The organism is Variovorax sp. NFACC27, from assembly GCF_048301545.1.
Classification (GTDB): domain Bacteria; phylum Pseudomonadota; class Gammaproteobacteria; order Burkholderiales; family Burkholderiaceae_C; genus Variovorax; species Variovorax gossypii.
The window spans coordinates 6,179,488-6,198,977 of sequence record NZ_CP157613.1 but is presented as its reverse complement, the minus strand read 5'-3'; the positions used below and the strand labels follow the sequence as shown (position 1 = coordinate 6,198,977).

At 69.1% G+C, this 19,490-nt stretch carries 16 protein-coding genes; 7 read left to right on the top strand and 9 right to left on the bottom strand.

Annotated elements, in window-relative coordinates; genetic code table 11:
* Positions 1-17: 17 nt before the first annotated feature.
* Positions 18-422 (bottom strand): nuclear transport factor 2 family protein, encoded by a 405-nt coding sequence (locus tag ABL840_RS29015; protein ID WP_093305420.1) that lies wholly within the window; start codon positions 420-422, stop codon positions 18-20.
* Between the two features lie 151 nt (positions 423-573).
* Here ABL840_RS29015 and ABL840_RS29010 point away from each other — a divergent pair, with 151 nt between their 5' ends.
* The 4 genes from ABL840_RS29010 (at position 574) to ABL840_RS28995 (ending at position 5,620) form a co-directional block, all read left to right on the top strand.
* Positions 574-2,112, top strand: coding sequence for a PLP-dependent aminotransferase family protein (locus ABL840_RS29010; protein ID WP_093199978.1), 1,539 nt, complete (start codon positions 574-576; stop codon positions 2,110-2,112).
* 803 nt (positions 2,113-2,915) lie between these two features.
* The gene (tauA, locus tag ABL840_RS29005) at positions 2,916-3,929 is read left to right on the top strand and encodes a taurine ABC transporter substrate-binding protein (RefSeq protein ID WP_093305418.1); all 1,014 of its coding nucleotides are present in this window, start codon (positions 2,916-2,918) and stop codon (positions 3,927-3,929) included.
* A 16-nt stretch (positions 3,930-3,945) separates the two neighbouring features.
* A complete protein-coding gene (locus tag ABL840_RS29000) occupies positions 3,946-4,734 on the top strand; it encodes a taurine ABC transporter ATP-binding protein (protein ID WP_093305416.1) in 789 nt (262 codons plus the stop codon).
* Positions 4,727-5,620: an ABC transporter permease subunit gene (locus ABL840_RS28995; protein ID WP_093199990.1), complete on the top strand. Its 894-nt coding sequence runs from the start codon at positions 4,727-4,729 to the stop codon at positions 5,618-5,620. The genes ABL840_RS29000 and ABL840_RS28995 overlap by 8 nt, the downstream gene beginning before the upstream one ends.
* On the opposite strand, the gene ABL840_RS28990 is transcribed toward ABL840_RS28995, so the two are convergent.
* On the bottom strand, positions 5,538-6,560 hold the full coding sequence (locus ABL840_RS28990; RefSeq protein ID WP_093305414.1) for a LysR family transcriptional regulator: 1,023 nt from the start codon (positions 6,558-6,560) through the stop codon (positions 5,538-5,540). The genes ABL840_RS28995 and ABL840_RS28990 overlap by 83 nt on opposite strands.
* A gap of 349 nt (positions 6,561-6,909) precedes the next feature.
* On the opposite strand from ABL840_RS28990, the gene ABL840_RS28985 reads away from it, so the two are divergent.
* On the top strand, positions 6,910-7,221 hold the full coding sequence (locus ABL840_RS28985; RefSeq protein WP_418116042.1) for a hypothetical protein: 312 nt from the start codon (positions 6,910-6,912) through the stop codon (positions 7,219-7,221).
* Here the strand turns inward: ABL840_RS28985 and ABL840_RS28980 are convergent.
* Entirely contained in the window at positions 7,214-8,692 is a 1,479-nt protein-coding gene (locus tag ABL840_RS28980; RefSeq protein ID WP_093305594.1) for an HD domain-containing phosphohydrolase, read from the bottom strand. The genes ABL840_RS28985 and ABL840_RS28980 overlap by 8 nt on opposite strands.
* A gap of 170 nt (positions 8,693-8,862) precedes the next feature.
* Between ABL840_RS28980 and ABL840_RS28975 the strand changes: the two genes are divergently transcribed.
* Together ABL840_RS28975 and ABL840_RS28970 are read left to right on the top strand one after the other, a co-directional pair.
* Entirely contained in the window at positions 8,863-9,450 is a 588-nt protein-coding gene (locus ABL840_RS28975; RefSeq protein WP_093305412.1) for a DUF308 domain-containing protein, read from the top strand.
* Between the two features lie 250 nt (positions 9,451-9,700).
* Positions 9,701-10,252, top strand: coding sequence for a GDSL-type esterase/lipase family protein (locus ABL840_RS28970; protein WP_093305410.1), 552 nt, complete (start codon positions 9,701-9,703; stop codon positions 10,250-10,252).
* 47 nt (positions 10,253-10,299) lie between these two features.
* Here ABL840_RS28970 and ABL840_RS28965 read toward each other — a convergent pair whose 3' ends face one another.
* The 6 genes from ABL840_RS28965 to ABL840_RS28940 all read right to left on the bottom strand — a co-directional run bounded on the left by ABL840_RS28965 (position 10,300) and on the right by ABL840_RS28940 (position 19,486).
* Positions 10,300-10,725 carry a low affinity iron permease family protein gene (locus ABL840_RS28965; RefSeq protein WP_093305408.1) on the bottom strand — a complete coding sequence of 142 codons (426 nt, stop codon included), beginning with the start codon at positions 10,723-10,725 and terminating at the stop codon, positions 10,300-10,302.
* Positions 10,726-10,855: 130 nt separating this feature from the next.
* Positions 10,856-12,712 (bottom strand): FAD/NAD(P)-binding protein, encoded by a 1,857-nt coding sequence (locus ABL840_RS28960; protein WP_176947571.1) that lies wholly within the window; start codon positions 12,710-12,712, stop codon positions 10,856-10,858.
* Positions 12,702-13,631 carry a DMT family transporter gene (locus ABL840_RS28955; RefSeq protein ID WP_093305404.1) on the bottom strand — a complete coding sequence of 310 codons (930 nt, stop codon included), beginning with the start codon at positions 13,629-13,631 and terminating at the stop codon, positions 12,702-12,704. The genes ABL840_RS28960 and ABL840_RS28955 overlap by 11 nt, the downstream gene beginning before the upstream one ends.
* Entirely contained in the window at positions 13,624-16,668 is a 3,045-nt protein-coding gene (locus tag ABL840_RS28950) for an AMP-binding protein (RefSeq protein ID WP_093305403.1), read from the bottom strand. The genes ABL840_RS28955 and ABL840_RS28950 overlap by 8 nt, the downstream gene beginning before the upstream one ends.
* A complete protein-coding gene (locus ABL840_RS28945) occupies positions 16,665-18,464 on the bottom strand; it encodes an NAD(P)/FAD-dependent oxidoreductase (RefSeq protein WP_093305401.1) in 1,800 nt (599 codons plus the stop codon). The genes ABL840_RS28950 and ABL840_RS28945 overlap by 4 nt, the downstream gene beginning before the upstream one ends.
* Positions 18,461-19,486 carry an ABC transporter ATP-binding protein gene (locus ABL840_RS28940; protein ID WP_093305399.1) on the bottom strand — a complete coding sequence of 342 codons (1,026 nt, stop codon included), beginning with the start codon at positions 19,484-19,486 and terminating at the stop codon, positions 18,461-18,463. Before ABL840_RS28940 ends, ABL840_RS28945 begins: the two co-directional genes overlap by 4 nt.
* Between the last annotated feature and the right edge of the window lie 4 nt (positions 19,487-19,490).

Here is a 19,490-nt window from a genome sequence, read left to right as displayed (position 1 = left end):
AGAGGAAGAACGGGGGCCTACTTAGCGGTGGGCAGGTTCGGCCGTGCCTTGCGGAACACGTTCTTCAGGTGGATCTTTCCGTCCTTGAAGGTGAAGACGTCGATGCCGTCGGTCTCGATGCGGCTGCCGTCGGCCGCGGTGCCGGTGAAGGTCCACTGCGATGTGCCGAAGTCGCCATGCACGAAGTGCACGCCGTTGTTCCATTGCGCGTCGGGCACCGTGGCCCATGCGGCGGCGAAGGCCTTGCGCACCGCTTCGGTGCCGACGTGGCGCGTGCCGCAGGCGTCGGGGCCGGCGGCGGTCTGGAAGATGCAGTCGGGCGTCATGAAGCTCATCAGCGCCTCGATGTCGTGGCGGTTCCAGGCGTCGCTGAAGGCGGCGAGGGTGTCGGTGGTCACTGTGGCGGTACTAGAAGAAGACATGGCGTTTGCTGCACGAAGGCTCGGGAATTCGATGAGGCAAGCGTAGGCAGCGGCCTGCCCGCGCGATAGGGCCAGTTGGTGGGATTCGACCGAGCCAGAGCGCCACGGATGCGCCACGGATTGCACGCGCTGCCCTAAACTGCGGCGCACCATGCCCCCGAATCCGCGAGCCATCCAGTGGGCGCAGCTCTTCGCGCTGCCCGATCAACCGGCGCTGCCGCTTCAGGCCCGCCTGCGGGCCGCCGTGGTGCAGGCCATCCTCGAAGAGCACCTGGTGCCGGGCGCCTCGTTGCCTTCATCGCGCGAACTTGCAGCGCTGCTCGGCCTGAGCCGCAACACCGTCACCTCGGCTTACCTGCAGCTCATCGACGAAGGCTTCCTGGAAGCGCGTCCGCGCAGCGGCGTCTTCGTGGCGCACGGCGCTCGCCCCCTCTCGGCTGTGCATGCCGAGCCGCTGGTGGGCCGCAGCGGGCAGGCGACCCAGCCGCCGGACTGGTCGGGGCGCGTGCTGCGCTCGCTGGTCGACAAGCCCACGCTGTCGAAGCCCGACCAGTGGCGCGACTATCCGTACCCTTTCGTCTACGGCAACTACGACCCGCAGCTGTTTCCTACCGAAGACTTCCGCGAATGCTGCGCGCGCAGCCTGGCGCGCTCGCAGCTGCCGCACTGGACACCGGACTTCGAGACCGACGACGTGCCCGACCTGATCGAGCAGATCCGCACGCGCTTGCTACCCAAGCGCGGCGTGTTCGCGCTGAAGGAAGAGATCCTCGTGACCATGGGCGCGCAGCATGCTTATTACCTGCTGGCCGAGGCGCTGTTTGACGAGCAGACCCGCGTGGGGCTGGAGGAGCCGGGGCATCCGCATGCGCGCAACAGTTTTTCGCTGCGGCAGCCGAAGTGGGTGGAGGTGGATGTCGATGAAGATGGGCTGGTGGTCGATGCGCTGCCTGCTGCGGACTACCTGTTCGTTACTCCCTCGCACCAGAGCCCCACGACTGCGACGCTGAGCCTGGAGCGGCGGCAGTGGCTGCTGCGCAAGGCCGAACTGCAGGACTTCGTGATCATCGAGGACGACTACGAGGCGGAGAACCTGTATGAAGGCACGCCGATGCCGGCGCTCAAGAGCCTGGACAAGACGGGGCGGGTGATCTATGTGGGCTCTGTGTCGAAGAGCCTTTCGCCTGCGCTGCGGCTGGGGTTCATCGTGGCGCCGCGGGCGTTGATCAAGGAGCTGAGGGTGATTCGGCATGCGATGGTGCGGCATCCGAGTGCTTTTCTGCAACATGCGTATGCGCTGTTTCTCTCGTTGGGGCATCACGAGTCGCATGCTCGGCGGGTTAATCATGCGATGCAGGAGAGGTTGGCTATTGCGGCGCAGGCACTGCGGGATCATTTGCCGGACTTTGAGTTTCGGTTGCCTTCCGGAGGGGCTTCGATATGGGTGCAGGCGCCTACCTGGGTGGATGCGACTGAGTTGGCGTTGATGGCTCGCAGCCATGGGGTGTTGATTGAGGCGGGGGATGTGTTTTTTGCTCGGCCTCCTTATCCTTGTCCGTTTTTTCGGTTGAGGTTGTCTTCTATTGCTGCTACTCAGATTCCTGCCGGGATTCGGGCTTTGGGGATGGCAGTAGAAGAGTTGGCTTTGGCTCGGGGGGAGTCTCGGGTCGCCGGGCGGCGGATGCACTGAGTTGTTTTTCTTTCCGGGGCCGGGTCTCGCCCCGGCAGGCGACCTACTTTTCTTTGCTTCGCCAAAGAAACGTAGGCAAAAGAAAGGCGACCCTACTGTCTGTGTCCCTCCGCTTCGCTGCGGGCAACCTGCGGTGCTCGCGTTTCGCGGGGTCCGCAGAACTCGCTTCGCTCAAACAGCTGCGGCCCTTATCCCTCCTACGTCTGCGCTCCTCGGCACAGCCAGAAGGGAGTTGGAACACCCGGGCCTTTGCTTCGCTCGGCCCCCAAGGCACAGCAAGCGCTTTGCGCTTGCTGTGCTTGGAATGGGGAGTCGGGTTTGGCGAAGCCGCGGGGCCTCAATGCTCGGCCGAGCGAAGCGAAGGCCAGTCCAGGCAGTTCGGTAGCCGAGCGTAGCGATGGCTCGGTTCGCTCCCCTCTGGCTGCGCCGAGGAGCGCAGCGTTTGAGGGATAAGGGCCGCAGCTGTTTGAGCGCAACGCAGTGGAGCGAGTTCTGCGGACCCCCTCCTACGTCGAGCACCGCAGGTTGCCCGCAGCGAAGCGGAGGGACACAGACAGTGGGGTCGCCTTTCTTTTGCCTACTTTTCTTTGGCGAAGCAAAGAAAAGTAGGTCGCCTGCCGGGGCGAGACCCGGCTCCGGGAAGCAAACTCCCCAAGACAAGATGCACCGCCCCCGTGCAGAACGCACCACAACAAGGGTATTCACTCACCGACTGGCTCCATGCCGACACAGTCGCTGGTACTTCCTGGCTGCTCCCGATGGGTGCAAAGTCGCGGCGAGATTCACCCACCCGGAGAAACCAGATGACCATGTCCCGCCGTCTCCCCCTCCAGTTCGCCATCCTGGCAACCACGCTCGCAGCCCTGTGCGGCACGGCTTCCGCCCAGCAAGCCAAGGAAGTCACCTTCGCCCACCAGGACATGCTGGTCCCCCTTCGCCTGGTCATGGAATCCGGCGAGGTAGAAAAAGCCACCGGCTACAAGATCAACTGGCGCATGTTCTCCGGCGGCGGCGACGTGATTCGCGCGATGGCTTCAGGCGACGTGCAGATGGGTGAAACCGGCTCCAGCCCGCTGACGGCCGCGGCCAGCCAGGGGCAGGACATCAAACTGTTCTGGATCTCCGCCGACATCGCGAACGCCGAAGCGCTCATCGCGCGCAACGCCTCGGGCATCAACAGCATGAAGGACCTGGCCGGCAAGAAGGTGGCCACGCCCTTCGTGTCGACCGCGCACTACCAGCTCATGGCCGGCATGAAGATGGACGGGGTCGACGCCAAGAGCGTGAACGTGATGAACATGCGCCCGCCTGAGATCGCGGCCGCATGGGAGCGCGGCGACATCGACGCCACCTTCATCTGGGACCCGGTGCTTTCCAAGATCAAGTCCACGGGCAAGACCATCGCCACCTCGGGCAGCATCGGCAAGCGCGGCGCACCGACCTTCGAGGGCATCGTGGTCAACGCGAAATGGGCCGCCGCCAACGAGGCCTTCATGGTCGCCTTCGTGAAGGCGCTCAACCGCGCGAACGAGGAATACAAGGCAACGGGCAAGAGCTGGACGCCCGATTCGCCGCAGACGAAAGCGATGGCCAAGTGGACAAAGGCCGACCCGAAGGACGTGGGCCCGGCGATGGCGCTCTACACCTTCCCGACCATGGCCGAGCAGGTCTCGCCCACATGGCTGGGCGGCGGCGCCGCCAAGGCGATGGCGAACACGGCCGTCTTCCTCAAGGAGCAGGGCCGGGTGCAGGAAGTGAAGCCCGACTACAGCGCCTACGTGACGACGGTGTACGTCGACAAGGCCATGGGCAAGTGACGAAGGGCAAGACGAGATGCCCACGCTCGACATTCGCGACCTGACGGTCAACTACGCGGTCAAGGGCGGCACGCTGCAGGCGCTGGCGCCCGTGAACCTCACGATGCACGACGGCGACTTCGTCGTCGCGCTCGGCGCCTCGGGCTGCGGCAAGACCACGCTGCTCAACAGCATTGCGGGCTTTCTTCCGCCGTCGACCGGCGAGATCCTGCTCGACGGCAAGCCGGTGGCCGGCCCCGGCGCCGACCGTGGCGTGGTGTTCCAGAAGCACGCGCTGATGCCATGGCTCAACGTGCGCGACAACGTGGCGCTGGGCTTGCGGCTCGGCGGCATGGGCAGGGCCGAGCGCGACCGCATCGCGGAAGAAAAGCTCGGCCTCGTCGGGCTGCAGAAGTACGCCGACCGCGCCGTGTACGAGCTCTCGGGCGGCATGCAGCAGCGCGTGGGCATTGCGCGCGCACTCGCCAGCGATCCTGCCGTGCTGCTCATGGACGAGCCCATGGGCGCGCTCGATGCGTTCACGCGCGAGCAGGTGCAGGAGATTCTTCTGCAGGCCTGGTCCAAGTCGAACAAGATGGTGTTCTTCATCACCCACTCGGTGGAAGAGGCTCTCTTCCTGGCCACGCGGCTGATCGTGATGAGCCCGAGCCCGGGGCGCATCTCGCACGTCTACGACGACGTTCCGTTCTCGCGCCAGTACCTCTCGCACGGCGATTCGCGCAAGGTGAAGTCGGAGCCCGATTTCATCCGCATGCGCGAGGAGGTCTTGTCGATCATTCATCATCGCGAGGTTGCCCATGCCTGAGGTGTCGATCGCATCCCCCGTCGCCATGACGCCATCGCCTTCCAAGCCCGCCGCATCGCCCGCACCCGCGACGCCAGCGGCAGGCGCCAAGCTCAAGACCAGCTCCTTCAAGGTGCCGGGCGAAGGCTCGAGCCTGACGATCAGCATCGTCACGGTGATCGCGCTGGTGGCGCTGTGGTTCGTCGTCACCAACATGGGCTGGGTCAAGCCGCTCTTCCTGCCGACGCCGCAGGCGGTGTTCCAGCAGTTCTACGAATACCTCACCGGCCAGGCCAACGACAAGCCGCTGTGGCAGCACTTCCTGGCGAGCATGTTCCGCGTGTTCTCGGCCTTCCTGCTGGCCTGCGTCACGGCCATTCCGGTGGGCATCGCGATGGGCATGAGCCGCTTCTGGCGCGGCATCTTCGATCCGCCGCTGGAGTTCTACCGGCCGCTGCCGCCGCTGGCATACCTGCCGCTCATCATCATCTGGTTCGGCATCGACGAGCTGCCGAAGGTGCTGCTGATCTTCCTGAGCTGCTTCGCGCCGCTGGCACTGGCCGCGCGCTCGGGCATGCGCAGCGCGTCGCAGGAGCAGATCAACGCTGCGTACTCGATGGGCGCGAGCTACATGCAGGTGATCCGCCACGTGATATTGCCGTCGGCGCTGCCCGACATCCTGGTGGGCATGCGCATCGCCATCGGCTTCGGCTGGACCACGCTGGTGGCCGCCGAGATGGTGGCGGCCAACATGGGGCTGGGTCAGATGGTGCTGAACGCGTCGAACTTCCTGCGTACAGACATCGTCATCATGGGCATCGTCGTCATTGGCGTGGTGGCTTATCTTTTCGACCTGCTGATGCGGTGGCTCGAGCGGCGCCTTGTGCCTTGGAAAGGGCGCATGTAACGGGTGGCGGCGGTGCCACCGTCACGGGCACCGGCGGCGGCAGGGCCGGGCCTTCGGTGAGCGCTTCCATCGACTGCTCGAGGTAGTCGAGCATCGCGCGCATCGCGGCGCTGTTGTGGCGGCGCTGCGAGTAGGCCGCGTACAACCAGTGCTCGCGCGGCATGTGGTCGCGCAGCACCGGCACCAATGCCCCGCGTTCCAGGTGCGACTGTGCCAGCGGCTCCGGCACGTAGGCCACGCCCACGCCGCGCAGCGCCAGCTCGATGAGCGCGACGGCGTCGTTGGCCTCCATGCGGCTGTGTACCGGCACCTCGTAGGGCTCGCCGTCGGTCTCGAAGGGCAGGTTGGTGGTCTGCTTGGCCGAGAAGCTCAGCACGTCGTGGCGGCCCAGGTCCTCGGGCACCTGCGGCATGCCGCGCTGCGCCCAGTACGAGGGCGCGGCGCACACCACCATGTCGAACTGCACGAGGCGGCGCACGATCAGGTTCATGTCGTCGATGCGCCCGCCGGTCAGGTGGATGTCGATGCCTTCCTCGATCAGGTCGAGGTCGTCGTTGGTGAACACAAGGCTCACGTACACGTCGGGGTAGCGCTTGATGAAGCCCGCGATCACGTCGGAGAGCCAGCCGGCGATCAGCCCGTGCGGCGCACTCATGCGCAGCCGCCCGCGCGGATGCGAGCCATGCGCCTGCAGGTCGTTCAGCGTGTTCTCGGCCATCGTCACCAGCTGCGTGCTGCGTTCCAGCAGCACCTGGCCTGCGTCCGTCAGGCTCAGGGATCGGGTGGAACGATTGAGCAACCGCACGCCGCTTCGGGTTTCGAGTTCGGCCACGTAGCGGCTCACCGTGGCCTTGGACATGCCCAGCGAGATCGCTGCGCGGGAAAAGCTTCGCCTGAAGGCGACTTCGCGGAATGTTTTGATGAGGTCCAGACCGTCCATGGTGGCTGGATTGTTCCAGCTTCCGGGATGAGGCCGTCGGGTGTAGGGGCATCGCCGATTGGGGGGCGATCGATGAATACCTCCGTAGCTATACTGCGCGCCGTCACGTCAAAAAGAGGCGTGATCGGGCTTGGACTCCCGTTGAAATCGCTGCGACGCAAGCCGCAGTCACCCCGCAGGGTATGCGGCTTTGTCGTTCGTGCTTCCAGTTTTGGCGGCTCGATGGGCGGGCGCAAGCCCGGCCGGTTTCACGCAAGTGGTTTCCCGGTAGTCCAACCCGTCGAGCCGCCGCCCCCGCTTGGACTCGGGTGCGTCGGTTTCAGCAAACCGAAACCCTTGGAGGCCGTTCATGGCTGCATCCGCTCGCGCGTCCGCGCCTGTCTCTTCATTTCCCGAATCTTCTTCTTCCGAAGCCGCAGGTGTCGAATCGCTCGCCCTGCAGGCTTGCGACGACGTCGAGAGCCTTCACGAGGTGCGGCACGCGTATGCCGGTCTCGAAAGGCTCATCGGTCCGCAGCGTGTGAACGAGACGGAGGAGGTCTGCTCCAGCCGCTCCGAACTCAGCGCGCTGGTGCGCGTCGTCAACGAGGAACTGCGTCGGCGCATCGAGGCGGCCGAGGGCACGCTGCAGTCGTTGCGTGCCGCCGTGGCGGCTAGATGAGCCCCCTGGTCGCGGCCTTCAGCGTCGCGGCCGCGCGGGTCGTGCACCCTAGCTTCTGGAACAGGCGCTCGACATGAGTACGCACAGTGCTCGGGCTGATGCCCAACGCACGGGCGACTTCCTTCGTGTTGTGCCCCTGGCTGATGCTGCGCAGCACTTCGAGTTCGCGCTGTGAAAGAGACGCGTCGCCTTGTGGCGGCGCAACGGGCTTTGATGATGAGGCGCCCGGCAGGACGCATGCGAGCAGCGCCGTGACGACTTCCTCGTCGAAGCGGCCCGCCTTGGCGTCTTCCTTCATGCAGTCGAGCGCCTGCGCCTCCGTGAGTTCAGGCCGCCACGGACGACGGGTGCGATGCGATTGCCACTGCTGGGCCGCCGCGACGATCTGTCCCTCCAGCGGCATCGCCGAGCCCGAACGACCGCGGAAGTGGCCGGAGCCATCACGCCGCTCGAAGGCGAAGGACGCGATCTCCGCTTCCGCCGCGAGGCCGTCGATCTGCCCCGCGGCGCGGGAGGTCCAGTACGGCACGAGCCGCACACGCTCCAGCGACGAAGCCGGCAGCGGCTCGGGCGCATTCCAGATGGCGTTGGGAACCGCCGCCCGCCCGATGCCGTGGATCAGGCCGGCCTTGTAAGTGCGGTGGCACGCGGCTTCGTCGAGGCCCAGGTGCGCGCCGCAGTCCCGTGCCAGCCGGGCCACGCGGCGCGAGTAGCCCGTCATCCAGGGCAGCTTGAGGTCGATCACGTCGCCGACGAGCTCCAGGCCCATGCGCCGGAGCATCGAGGCGGGCTGCTCCGCGGGCTCGGTCCATGGCGCAACGGGGGAATCCAGCTCCTTCATCCATGCCGGTGCACGGGGCGAGCTCGCGTCGACGAGAAAGGCCGGGTAGAGGCTGTCCGCGCGCCCGCAAGCGAGCGTGAGCGCTTCGTCGATTCCATAGAGGCGGCCGAAGATCTCAAGATCGCTCGCCAGCGCCACGACGTAGGTCGCGAGCGGAACCTCGTTGCCCTGCAGCACGCCGGGGATGCCGCTGCCGTCGTAGGCCTCGAACACCGCGCGCAGAGCCGCTTCGGTCTCGTGGCTCAACCCCAGCGTATTGGCGATGTCGCCCGCGATCTCGCAATGGATGTCGGCCATGGCCAGCACGGCGTCGGGCACCGGCCCGCTGATGTGCGGCTGGCGCATGCGGGGTGCCGGCGACGCGAGCAGGGCGCGCCGGCCCTGCACGTCGTCTTCGAGGAAGTCGGCGAACTCCTGGGCATTGGCGGTGCAGCCCGACCAGCGCAAGAGCGCGACATGCCGCACGGCCTCGACCTGGGCCGCGTCGCAGCCGGCTTCGGTTGCGATCTTCCCGGCCAGCCAGGCCGTGCGCAGCGAATGGTCGGTCGGCTGGCCCATGCTCAGGTCGCCGATGAAGGCCAGCGCGCGGACCGCGTCGAAAACGGTGATGGTCGTCGTGTCGTCGGACATGGGGCGTGGATCGCTGCGGCGGGCACGCAGCATCGCACAGTTCGGCTTGTGCTCCTGTCGGTCATCCGACGGATACCGCGTGAGGCGACGGCGCAGAAGAATCGTTGCACCGTTTGCTCCTCAATGAGCGGCAACCTTCTCAACTCGCGGCTCTTGCCGCCCTTCCTGCCATGTCCGACGCCTTGAAAACCGAATCCCAGCGAGCCGCCTGGCTGCGCAATTACTACCTCGTTCGTGCCGCCTTCTCCTTCGCGTGGGTCGCGGCGGTCTTCACCGTCGCCAGGCAGTCGCCCGCCCTGGCGGCCGTGCTGCTGATCGTCTACCCCGCCTGGGATGCCCTTGCGAACCTGCTGGACGTAAGGATGACGGGCGGCGTCAAGGCCAATGCCACGCAGTTGATCAACATCTGGATCAGCGCGCTGGTCACGCTCGCGGTGGCGGGCGCCTTCGTGTTCGAGCTGAAGATCGTGCTGGCGATCTTCGGAGTCTGGGCCATCGTCGCAGGCCTGCTGCAGCTGGCGACGGCCGTGCGTCGCCGCAGGGACAACGGGGGGCAGTGGGTGATGATGCTGAGCGGCGCGCAGTCGGCGCTGGCCGGCGGGTTCTTCGTGGCGCAGCAGGGCGGAAGTGCGCCTGTGCTTCAAACGATCGGGGGGTATGCGGCGGTCGGGGCCGTGTACTTCCTGATTTCGGGGCTGATCGTCCTGTTCCGGGAGAGCAGGCGGGGCGCTCGAGGCCTTGCTTCCGGGAAAGGCTGATCGTTCCCGCCAGCCTCGAGGCCATCTCCACAATTTCCCCTCGATTGCTCCCTAATGTCGGTGGGTGCCTCATCCCACCCGACTTTCCCCCCGTATTCCGCTCCGCCGGGCGAGACGGCGTCAGATCGCCATCGCCGCGGTCCTGGGCGCTGTGCTCGCCGCCGGCTGTTCGCCATCCCGTGTCGCGCCGCTGGAAAACCGCGCCCTCGCGGTGCCGGCCGCGGCTGCGCCGGGGAACGGACCCGCAGGCATGCCCGCCGCGAAGCCCGAAGCCGTCTGCAGCGTCGAGCTGTACGGCGACTCGATCCTTCATGGCGGCTACCTGGGCGACAAGCGCCTGCAGGAGCCGCCGGCGGCCGCGCTGCGCAGGCTGCGCCCGCGATACAAGGTGGTCGATCGGTCGGTCAACGGCGAGACGGCGAGTGCCCGGTCGGCTTCGTTCGCGGGCGAGGAGCGCTCCGGCCGCATCGTGGTCATCGAGCACGGGCTCAACGATGCCATGCAGGGGCTGCCCCTGGATGCGGCGCTGCGCGCCATGATCGTGAAGGCGAGGGCGGAGGGCCGTCACGTGGTGCTGACCGGCCTGTCGCGCACGCTGACCGGGGCGCAGGTCCGTGCGCAGGGCGACGCGGTCGTGCGGCGCGTGGCCAGGGACATGGCAGTGCCCTTTGCCGACTGGGGCAGCGTGCCGGTGCAACCCACCGAAATGGCGGACATCCTCCATCCTGCGCAGGCCTACTCCGCGCGGCTCGTCGAGCACCTCGCGAGGGTGTTGGACACCGTCGCGCCCGAGTGCGCCTAGGGCCCGTTCGGGCAGAGCGCGCTCGAGCCACTCGTGCGCCAGCCCCTTCAATGCGCCTGCGGCCCAGGCTGCGTGTGTCCGCGCCGGCGGCGTTCGGCGCGGGTGCGTTCGAGCGTCGCCTGGCTCTTCCTGGCCGCGGCCTCGCATTGCGCGTGCAGCGCGCTCAGCTCCTCGTCGGTGAGTTTCTCGATGCCCATGAACTCGTTGTGCGCGGCCGATGAACGGATGAGTTCGTCGAGCTTGGTCTGCAATGCCGCGCCGTCGCGGTTCTGGGTGTTCTGGATCAGGAACACCATCAGGAAGGTCACGATGGTGGTGCCGGTGTTGATGACCAGCTGCCAGTTCTCCGAGAAGTGGAAGACGGGCCCGGCCGCGGCCCACGCGATGACGAGCAGCACGCAGGCCAGGAAGGTGGCGGGGCTTCCCGCGACGTGCGCGATCCTGTTGGCGAAATGGGCGAAGAGGCGGTCCATGGCTGAAATCTCCTGCCCCGCAAGTTGACCGAAGCGGCATCGTTGCCACGTCGTCCGCCGCCGCGAGTGGGGCTTCTCGAAGATCCCGAAGCGTCGTCGGTGCGCGCCGTACGGCTCCTTCGGAGCAAGGTCAGTCGCGCTCGAGCGCCGGCGTGCCGGTTGTCCGCGCGCCCTCGCGGTGCGCGGATGCGAGCCGCTCCCACAGGGCGTCGAGCGCGGACTGCACGCTGTCGAAGACCCGCGACCGGCTCTTGGGCGAAGGCAGGTAGTGGTTGAAGTAGCGCAGTCCTTCGGTGGGCACGCCGAGCAGCGTGAGCTGGTGCACCGGCAAGCCTGTCGCATCGAGCGGATGCCCGATGGTGTCGGTGCGCGGCACCCGCCTTCGCGTGTCCTCAGGGGGCACCGGTGCCGTACCGGCGCAAAGGCCCGAGCGGTAGAGCGCGGCGAGCAGGGAGTCGTCCGCGATGTCGATCGCGCCGTGCCCCGCGCGGCCATGCACCAGGTGGTCGAGACAGGCCGCGAAGGGCGTTTCGAAGGCGCTCGAGCGAGCCCGCCAGACACCGAGCGCCGCATCGCGCTCGAGCATGGGCGCCGGGCCGAGATCGGCGCGCAGCAGGCCGGCGCGCATCAGCGCCAGCCATTCGAGCCCGCGCGCTATCGGCGGGCCCACGACCAGCTGGGAGATCCGTGGCGCCACCATGTCGAAGAAGCGATGGCGAGACGCTGGCGCGAGCGCGTCGAACTCCACCGCCTGGCGGATGAAGCCGCGCAGCACGCGCAGAAGCTCCACCGCGTACTTGTACGGGCTGTGCGCCTCGCCCTTGCGCGCCTCCTCCACGTCGAAGCGCAGGCGCGCCGCGAAGGCGGCGTTGAAGTCCGCCGCGCCGGGAAATGAAGGCGAGGGCGCGGGCGCGAGCAGCGTCTCGGGCGAGAACTCCGCCATCGACGGCAGGGCCGCTTCGCAGAAATCCTTGACCTCGGCCGGTGCGAGCACTGCGAGCGCACGCCTGCAGGCTGCGGCCGCGTAGGCCCCTTGCGACAGCGTCAGCGCACGCATCAGGTAGGCGGCGCGCATCTCGGCCGCGAGCACCGCCAGCAGGTCTTCGTCGAGCTGCAGGCCCGCGGGTCCACGGGCCGCCCGCCGCAAGGCCAGGTAGGCCTCGGTGCAGAAGATCGGCGCGAAGCTGCCCGACAGGTCGAGCGATTGCGCGGGCCGGCATGCGAACGGCGTGCCGCTGCGGGAGTGCACGAACATCACCGGCTCGCGCCCGCCCGGCAGGTAGTGCAGCATGCCGTCTTCCTCGCGCACGAAGCGTCCGCCGCGGCCCACGGTGAGCGCGGCGACCACGTCGACCGCCGCCAGCCCGGTGCCCGAGATGCCCACCGCCGAGCCGGCTTCGATGCGCGCCTGGAGCGGCGCCAGCGGGTACGGATCGATCGGCTTTGCCGGCGACGGAGCCTGCCCGCCGGCGGCATGCGCCAGCCCGTGGCCCGTGCAGAGGAAGACATGGTCCACGGTGAGCGCCGAGCCGTCGCCCAGGCGAACGCGCGCCTTCGCGCCGGCCGCGAGCGAGACGTCGAGTGCCCGCTGGCGCACCTGCAAGATCCCCATGTGCGACGGCGCGTTGTCGCACAGCACCGCGTGCACGTGGCGCAGGTAGTCGCCGAAGAGGGCGCGCGGCAGGAAGCCGTTGGCATCGGCCTCGATGTCGCGCGCCTCGCGCAGCCAGTCGATGAACGGCATGGCGCCCGTGAGCGGCGGTTCGCCGAAGTGGCGCGCGCTGAAGCTGTCGAGCTGGCCGGTGACGGTGTTGAGCAGCAGGAAGTCTTCCTGCTGCGGCTTGTGCAGGCCCGGTCCCGGCTCGTCGGGGTCGATCAGGTGCACCGTGAGCGCGAGCCGCGGCTGCCGGCGCGCGGCGGTAACCAGCCGGTCGAGCACCGCCAGGCCCCAGGGGCCGACGCCGACGATCGCGATCTCAGCCCGCACGGCGCAGCTCCCGGCCCGGCCTGCCCGGCCGCGTGACAAGCACCACGCCGGCGACGATCAGCGCGCTCGCGGCCAGCAGGCTCCAGCTCAGGGGCTCGGCAAGAAAGACCACGCCGAACGCCACGCTCACCAGCGCCCGCAGATAGGCGTTGCTGGTGGTAGTGACCGGGCCCAGCGTGCGGATCAGCCGGAAGAAGACCACGCTGGCCAGCGCGGTCGACAGCAGCGCGAGGGCCAGCAGCGCCAGCGTGGCCTCGAGGCTGGGCGCGAGCGTCCAGGGCCGGTCGAGCGCGAGGCTGAACGGCAGCATCGTGGCCCCGCCGCACAGCAGCGAGCCGGCCGCGGTGACCACGGCGGGCTGATCGCCGAAACGATGGCCGAACACCGCGCCACACGCGTACGACGCACTCGCGCCCAGCACCGCCATGGACGCCAGGAAGTCGCTCTGGCCCAGCGCGGCGATGGAGGAACCGTGCCCGACGATCCCGGCGACGCCCGCGAGCCCGAGCAGGACGCCCAGGAACTTCGTGAAGACGAAGGGCGCCGAGCCGACGACGAACACGGCAAGCAGGAAGGCGAACAGCGGCACGGTCGCGTTGAGCACGCCCGCGAGCCCGCTCGCGATGTGCAGCTCGCCCCAGCCGATCAGCGTGAACGGCAGCGCGCCCTGCAGCAGCCCCTGCACCCAGAGCGCTCCCCAGCGGCCGGCGCGCGTCGGGAACGCGAGGCCCCTGGCCAAGGCCACCACGCCCAGCAGCGCGCCGCCGAGCAGGATGCGCACCGCGGCCAGCGTGGCCGGCGGAAAGTCGGCCACCGCGACCTTGATCAGCGTGAAGGAGCCGCCCCAGAGGATCGACAGCAGCACCAGCAACAGGTATTCGCCCATCGGCGCAGGGTTCATGGTCGGCTTCTCAGGCATGGCTCAAGGCCTCCAGGTGCGTGCAGTAGTCGGTGAAGCACTCCTCGACCGTGGCCGGCGTGAACAGGCCGGCGCGGTACTGGATCTCGATGTGCGTGGCGTCGTGCCATCCGCGGATCAGCATGAGCAGGTCGTACTTCAGCCGGTAGCCGCGGTCCGCGTGCCGCACGGTCGCGAGAGCGGGTGCATCGCCCGTCGCCTGCGGCATGAAGTTGAGCGAGAAGCCGGTCAGCGGGTTGCGATCCGCATCGAAGGGCACGCCGAGCTCGTCGAGGATCTGGTCGAACTGCAGTTCCTGGTTGCGCGCGGCGAGCGCGATGCCGTCGTGCACGCTCTCGACCAGCTGGCGTGCCGGCAGCGCGCCCAGGCGCTCGACGCGCAGCGGCACCAGGTTGATGAAATCGCCGATGGTCTGCGCGACCTGCGGATGGGCGCGGCCGGCCAGCGGCGTCACGACCACCAGGTCGTCGCATTCGGTCAGCGTTGCGAGCCAGCGGAAATACGCGGCCACGTACAGCACGTAGGGCGTGCACTTCAGGCGCCGCGCCGCCGCGCGGACCGCGTCGCGCAGCGTGCCGTGCAGGGCGGCCTCCATCGCGTGGCAGCGTTGCGGATCATCGCAGCGCAGCCTGTCCGGCAGGTAGCGGTGGCGGTAGGGCGCGCCGAACGATGCGCGCAGGTGCGCGCGCGCGGCGTGCGCCGAATCGTTGCGCGCGCCGGCCCAGGCTGCGATGTCGCGTATCGACGGCGGGGCATCCGTGGCCCAGGGCCGGCCGGCGAGGCGGTCGGCCAGTTCGCGCGCGAGCAGGCCCTGGCTGGTACCGTCGCTGACGAGGTGATGAACGGTCCACAGCAGCCGGCGCCGCTGGCCGGGCAGGGCGAGCATGGTGGCGCGAAAAAGCGGCGCATCGGCGAAGAGCGCGATCTCCGCCTCGCCCTCGGCCACCCGCATCGCGTCGATGCGCTGCGCGAGTGCCGCCGCGTCGAGCGCGCCCAGGTCGCATTGCGCCACCTGGACATCCGCCGTCGCCACGATCGTCTGGCGCACGGTGCCTTCCTCGTCATGGCCGAAGCGCAGGCACAGGCTGTCGTGGCGCAGCGCGATCTCGGTCAGCGCACGGCCCACCGCATAGGCATCGACGCCGTCGGGCAGCTCGAACAGCGCCACCATGTTGCACCAGTTGCGGTTGCCGCCGGCGCAGAAGGTGCGGAAGTAGCGCCGCTGCTGCGGGCTCAGCGCGAACCAGCGGGTGCGCGGCGCGGGCGGGATCGGCGCCGGCGCGAAGGAGCCGGCCGCCTGCAGCTGCTGTGCCAGCTCGCGCGCGGTGGGCGCATGCATCAGCAGCAGCGGTTGCGCATGCACGCCGAGCTGTGCTTCGAGCTCGGCGCACAGCCGCATCGCCGCGAGCGAGTCGCCGCCGAGCGCGAAGAAATCGTCGTCGACGCCGACCTGCGGCTGTTGCAGCACGCGCGCGATCGCTGCGGCCACGCCGAGCGCGAGTTCGTCGGCGTCCGCTTCGGTGGTGGTGGCCGCGGTGCGCGACGGCGGCATGGGCAGGCGTACGCGATCCAGCTTGCCGTTGGGCGTGAGTGGCAGGGCATCGAGCGCGATCAGGTGGCCCGGCACCGCCGCCGCCGGCAGGCGCTCGGCGAGAAAGGGCCGCAGGCGCCGGCGCACGGCCTGCGCATCGGACCGCGTGCAGAAGTAGCCCACGAGCTGTGCTTCGCCTTCCTCGTTCTGCATGCACACGACCGCGGCGTCGATCACCGCTTCGTGCGACTGCAGCACCGCCGCGATGCCCGCGGGCTCGATGCGGGTGCCGAGGATCTTGACCTGGTGGTCCTTGCGGCCGCGCAGGTGCAGCGCGCCGCTCTCGTCGAGGAAGCCGAGATCGCCGCTCAGGTAGGCCGGCAGCCCGTCGAGCTCGATGAAGCGCGTCGACGAGGGCTCCGCAGGGTCCAGGTAGCCGAGCGAGCCATGCACCGTGCGGATGGCGACCTCGCCGACGCGGCCCGTGTCGAGTGGCTGCAATGCCTCGTCGAGGATGCTCACGCCCACCTCGGGCAGCGGCAGGCCGCAGCACTGGATGCCCTCGGGCGCGGGGTCGGGCACGCGGGCGCAGAACTTCGCGAGCGTGGTCTCGGTGGGGCCGTACAGGTTGTAGACCGCGCTCGCCGGGAATGCCGCGCGCCAGCGTCCCACCAAGGCACCACCCAGCGGCTCGCCCGCGAACAGCGTGTGGCGCAGCGTGCCGTTGCAGGTACCAGAGGGCAGGCCCGCCAGGCAAGCCTGAGCCAGCGAAGGCACCGTGTGGAGCACGCTGACGGCCATCGCGGCCAGCCAGTTGGGCATCTCGGCCGGCGTCATCGGTGAATCAGCCGGTGGCAGGCAACCGGTCACGCCCGCCACGATGGGCAGCAGCAGGTCGCGCAGCACCACGTCGAACGACAGGCGGGTGAGAACGCCAACGCGGTCGCCGGGCTGCAGGCCGAGCATGCCGGCCTCCCACGCCAGGAAGTGCGCGAGCCCGCCGCGCCGCCCGAGGATGCCCTTGGGCCTGCCGGTCGTGCCGGAGGTGAAGAAGATGTAGCAGCCGGCGTCGGGCGCGACCTCGGGCAGGCCCAGGTCGTCCAGCGTCCAGCCTGCTTGCGGCATCGGCACGCCCACGACGCATCTGATGCCGGCTGCGTCGAGCGGTGCCTGCTCCGCGAACTCGATCGCCAGCTTGGGGGCCGACGCATCCACCATCGTCTGCTTGCGCGCGCGCGGCAGCGCCGCATCGACCGGCACGGCGACCACGCCTTCGAGCAGGCAGCCCACGAGCATGGCCACCAGGCCGCGCGAAGCCACGCCATGCAGCACCACGCGGTCGCCGGTCTTCATGCCCTGCCGGCGCAGCAACGCCACCTGCGCGACCACGAGCGCTGCGAACTCGTCGCGGCGCATCGAGCCTTCGGCATCGATCCACATCGTCGTCGCCCCGCCGCGCAGGCCGTCGCGCAACAGCGCGGTGAGCGATGTCTGGCGCGTGCTCACAGCGTCACCTCGAACACGTCGGCAAAGCGCCGTGGGTGGTAGAGCGTGTGCATGGCGTGCGGACGCGTCTCCAGCGCGCAGGCCACGGCCTCGGCAACGGCCGGCGATTGCGCGAAGCCGCCGGTGTTGTGGCCGCCGCTGAGCACCAGCTTGCCGCCCGTGTCGCTCTCCTGTACTTCCAGCACGCCCAGGCCGGAGGGCGTCCAGGGGCGCACGCAGAAGCCGGGGCGCTCGCCGAGCATGCCGGCCTGCCGGGCACGCCGGAACTTGTCGGCGAACAGTTCCTCCGCTGTCTCCATCACGCAGCGCGCGAGCTCGGGCAGGTCGGCCAGCCGCACGTCGTCGGCCGAGACGCCGACGAAGCCATGCCCCGAGCTGCAGTGCAGCACCGGCCGCCCAGCGGCGTCGCGGCCCGGCACGACGTTGGCGCCCTGGGCCGCCTCGCCGCTGGCGAATGCGCGCCGGCGCACCTTCAGCGGCGTGTTCAGCGCGGCGCCGTCGTTCGGCAGCGTGACCCACATGCCGACCATCGCGCCGATCGCGGCCAGTCCCTCGGTTCTCGTGGAGAGGGTGCGCGCCTGTGCGCCGGGCGAGAGCACGTAGTGGTCGGCGCGCCGCAGCTTGCCGTCGACCACGATGCCCGTCACCGCGCCCGAATCCGCGTACCGCACCTCGCTCACCTCCTGCTGCCAGTGGAAGCGCACGCCAAGGCGCTCGAGCAGTGCGATCAGGTTGCGGCAGAACGAGACGATGTTGAGCGAGAAGCCCTGCACTTCGAGCGCGCCCGCGATGGCGCCGCTGTCGATCGCGTCGCCCAGCGCGGGCTCCCGCTCGCGCAGCCGTGCAAGCGGCACCTCGCCGAGCAGGGCGCCGATCTCGGCCTCGGCCGTGCGTCCCGCGTGCAGTGAAGCATCGCTCGGGTAGATGCGCAGCAGCCGCCCGACATGGTGCGTCTCGCGCAGCAGTTCGGGGTAGAGGCTGAAGATCTCGCGCCACAGCCGGTGGCTCTGCCGGTTGAAGCCGACGATGTCGTTGCCGTACAGCAGCGCCGCCCAAGGCGGCACCTGCTCGAGCTGGCCGATCCAGCGGCGGTCGGTTTCCGACAGCGACTCGTAGCTGCGCGACAGCCATCCGTCCTGCCCGATCCCGAGGCGAAAGCGCGACAGGTCCTGAGGCGTGTACAGCGGCGAGCAGGCCAGGTGATGGCGCGACTCGTTGTACGAGAAGATGCGCGCGTCCCTTCCGCCGAAGGTCGCGCCCGCGCGTCCGGGATGCTGTTCGCCGTGCCCGCGCGGATCGGCCATGCGATCGAACACCGAGACCCGATGGCCGCGTCGGCACAGCGCCAGCGCCGTGACCAGGTTGACCACGCCTGCGCCCACCAGCATCACCTCGCCCGGCGCGTTCGCCGAAGCGCCGGCGGGCAGCCCGGGCCGCGGCCGGCACAGCGATTCGGCGAGCACGAAGGCTTCGTACTCGGCGCGCTCCCAGGTCGATCCGGTGGCGAAGGCGCAGCGTGCCGCGAGCGCCGAGGTGTCGATGGCGGCCCGCGAGGACGCGAGGCCGCAGAAGACGAAGCGGCAGGCGGGGAGATCGGTGGCGAGCCCGGCCGCGACGGCCGTCACCAGCTCGAACTGCGACTCGCGCGCGATCACCACGTCGGGCGCGAGCGCTGCGAGCTCGGATGCAACGTGCTGCGGCGCCTTGGCCGCGAGATCGGGCCGCAGCACGATGTTGCGCGCGACGAAGACATCGACCGATGCCCGCGCGAGCCAGCACATGACGACGATCTTCATGCGCCGCCTGCCCGCTCGATCAGATGGCAGGCGACCCAATGGTCAGCACCTACGCGCGCGAGCGCCGGTATCTCCTCGGCGCAGCGTCGCGTCGCGCGCGGGCAGCGCGGATGGAAGTGGCAGCCGCGCGGCGGATTCAACGGCGAGGGGATCTCGCCCTGGATCGCCACGAAGGCCTTCTTGCGCACCTCCAGCTTCGGCGCTTCGGCCAGCAGGCCTTCGGTGTAGGGATGCAGCGGCTGCTCGAACAGCGCGTCGGCGCCCGCCGACTCGACCACACGGCCGAGGTACATCACCACCACGCGGTCGCTGATGTGCCGCACCACGCCGAGGTCGTGGCTGATGAAGAGATAGGTGAGGGCGAGCTCCTCGCGCAGCGCCATGAACAGGTTGATCACCTGCGCCTGGATGGACACGTCGAGCGCGGCCACGGCTTCGTCGCAGATCAGCAGCCGGGGCCGCACGGCCAGCGCGCGGGCGATGCCGATGCGCGCGCGCTGGCCGCCCGAGAACTGGTGCGGGAAGCGGCGCATGAAGCCGGGGTCGAGGCCGACCTTCTGCATCAGCGCAGCCACGTGCGCCTCCTGGTCCCCGGCGTCGACCAGCCCGTGCGCCACGGGCGCCTCGCCGATGATCTGGCGCACCCGCATGCGCGGATTGAGGCTCGCATACGGGTCCTGGAAGATCATCTGGACGCCGAGCATGTCGCGCCGGTGCTCGCTCGCCGAGAGGCGACGCTTGCGCAGCTCGGCGTTCTCGCCCTGCCACCAGCGCTCGCCCTCGCTCAGCGACTGCAGCCCCGCGGCCATGCGCCCGAGCGTCGACTTGCCGCAGCCCGATTCGCCCACCAGCCCCACCACCTCGCCGGGGCGCACGGCGAGCGAGACGCCGTCGACGGCGTGGACGGTGCGCGACGGCATCGGGGCACCGAACAGGCGCGCGATCTTCGCCGCGGCATCGGGCTTGCGGACGAAACGCTTGGCGCTGGCGCGCAGTTCGAGCAACGGGGTGACGGTGTCCATGGTG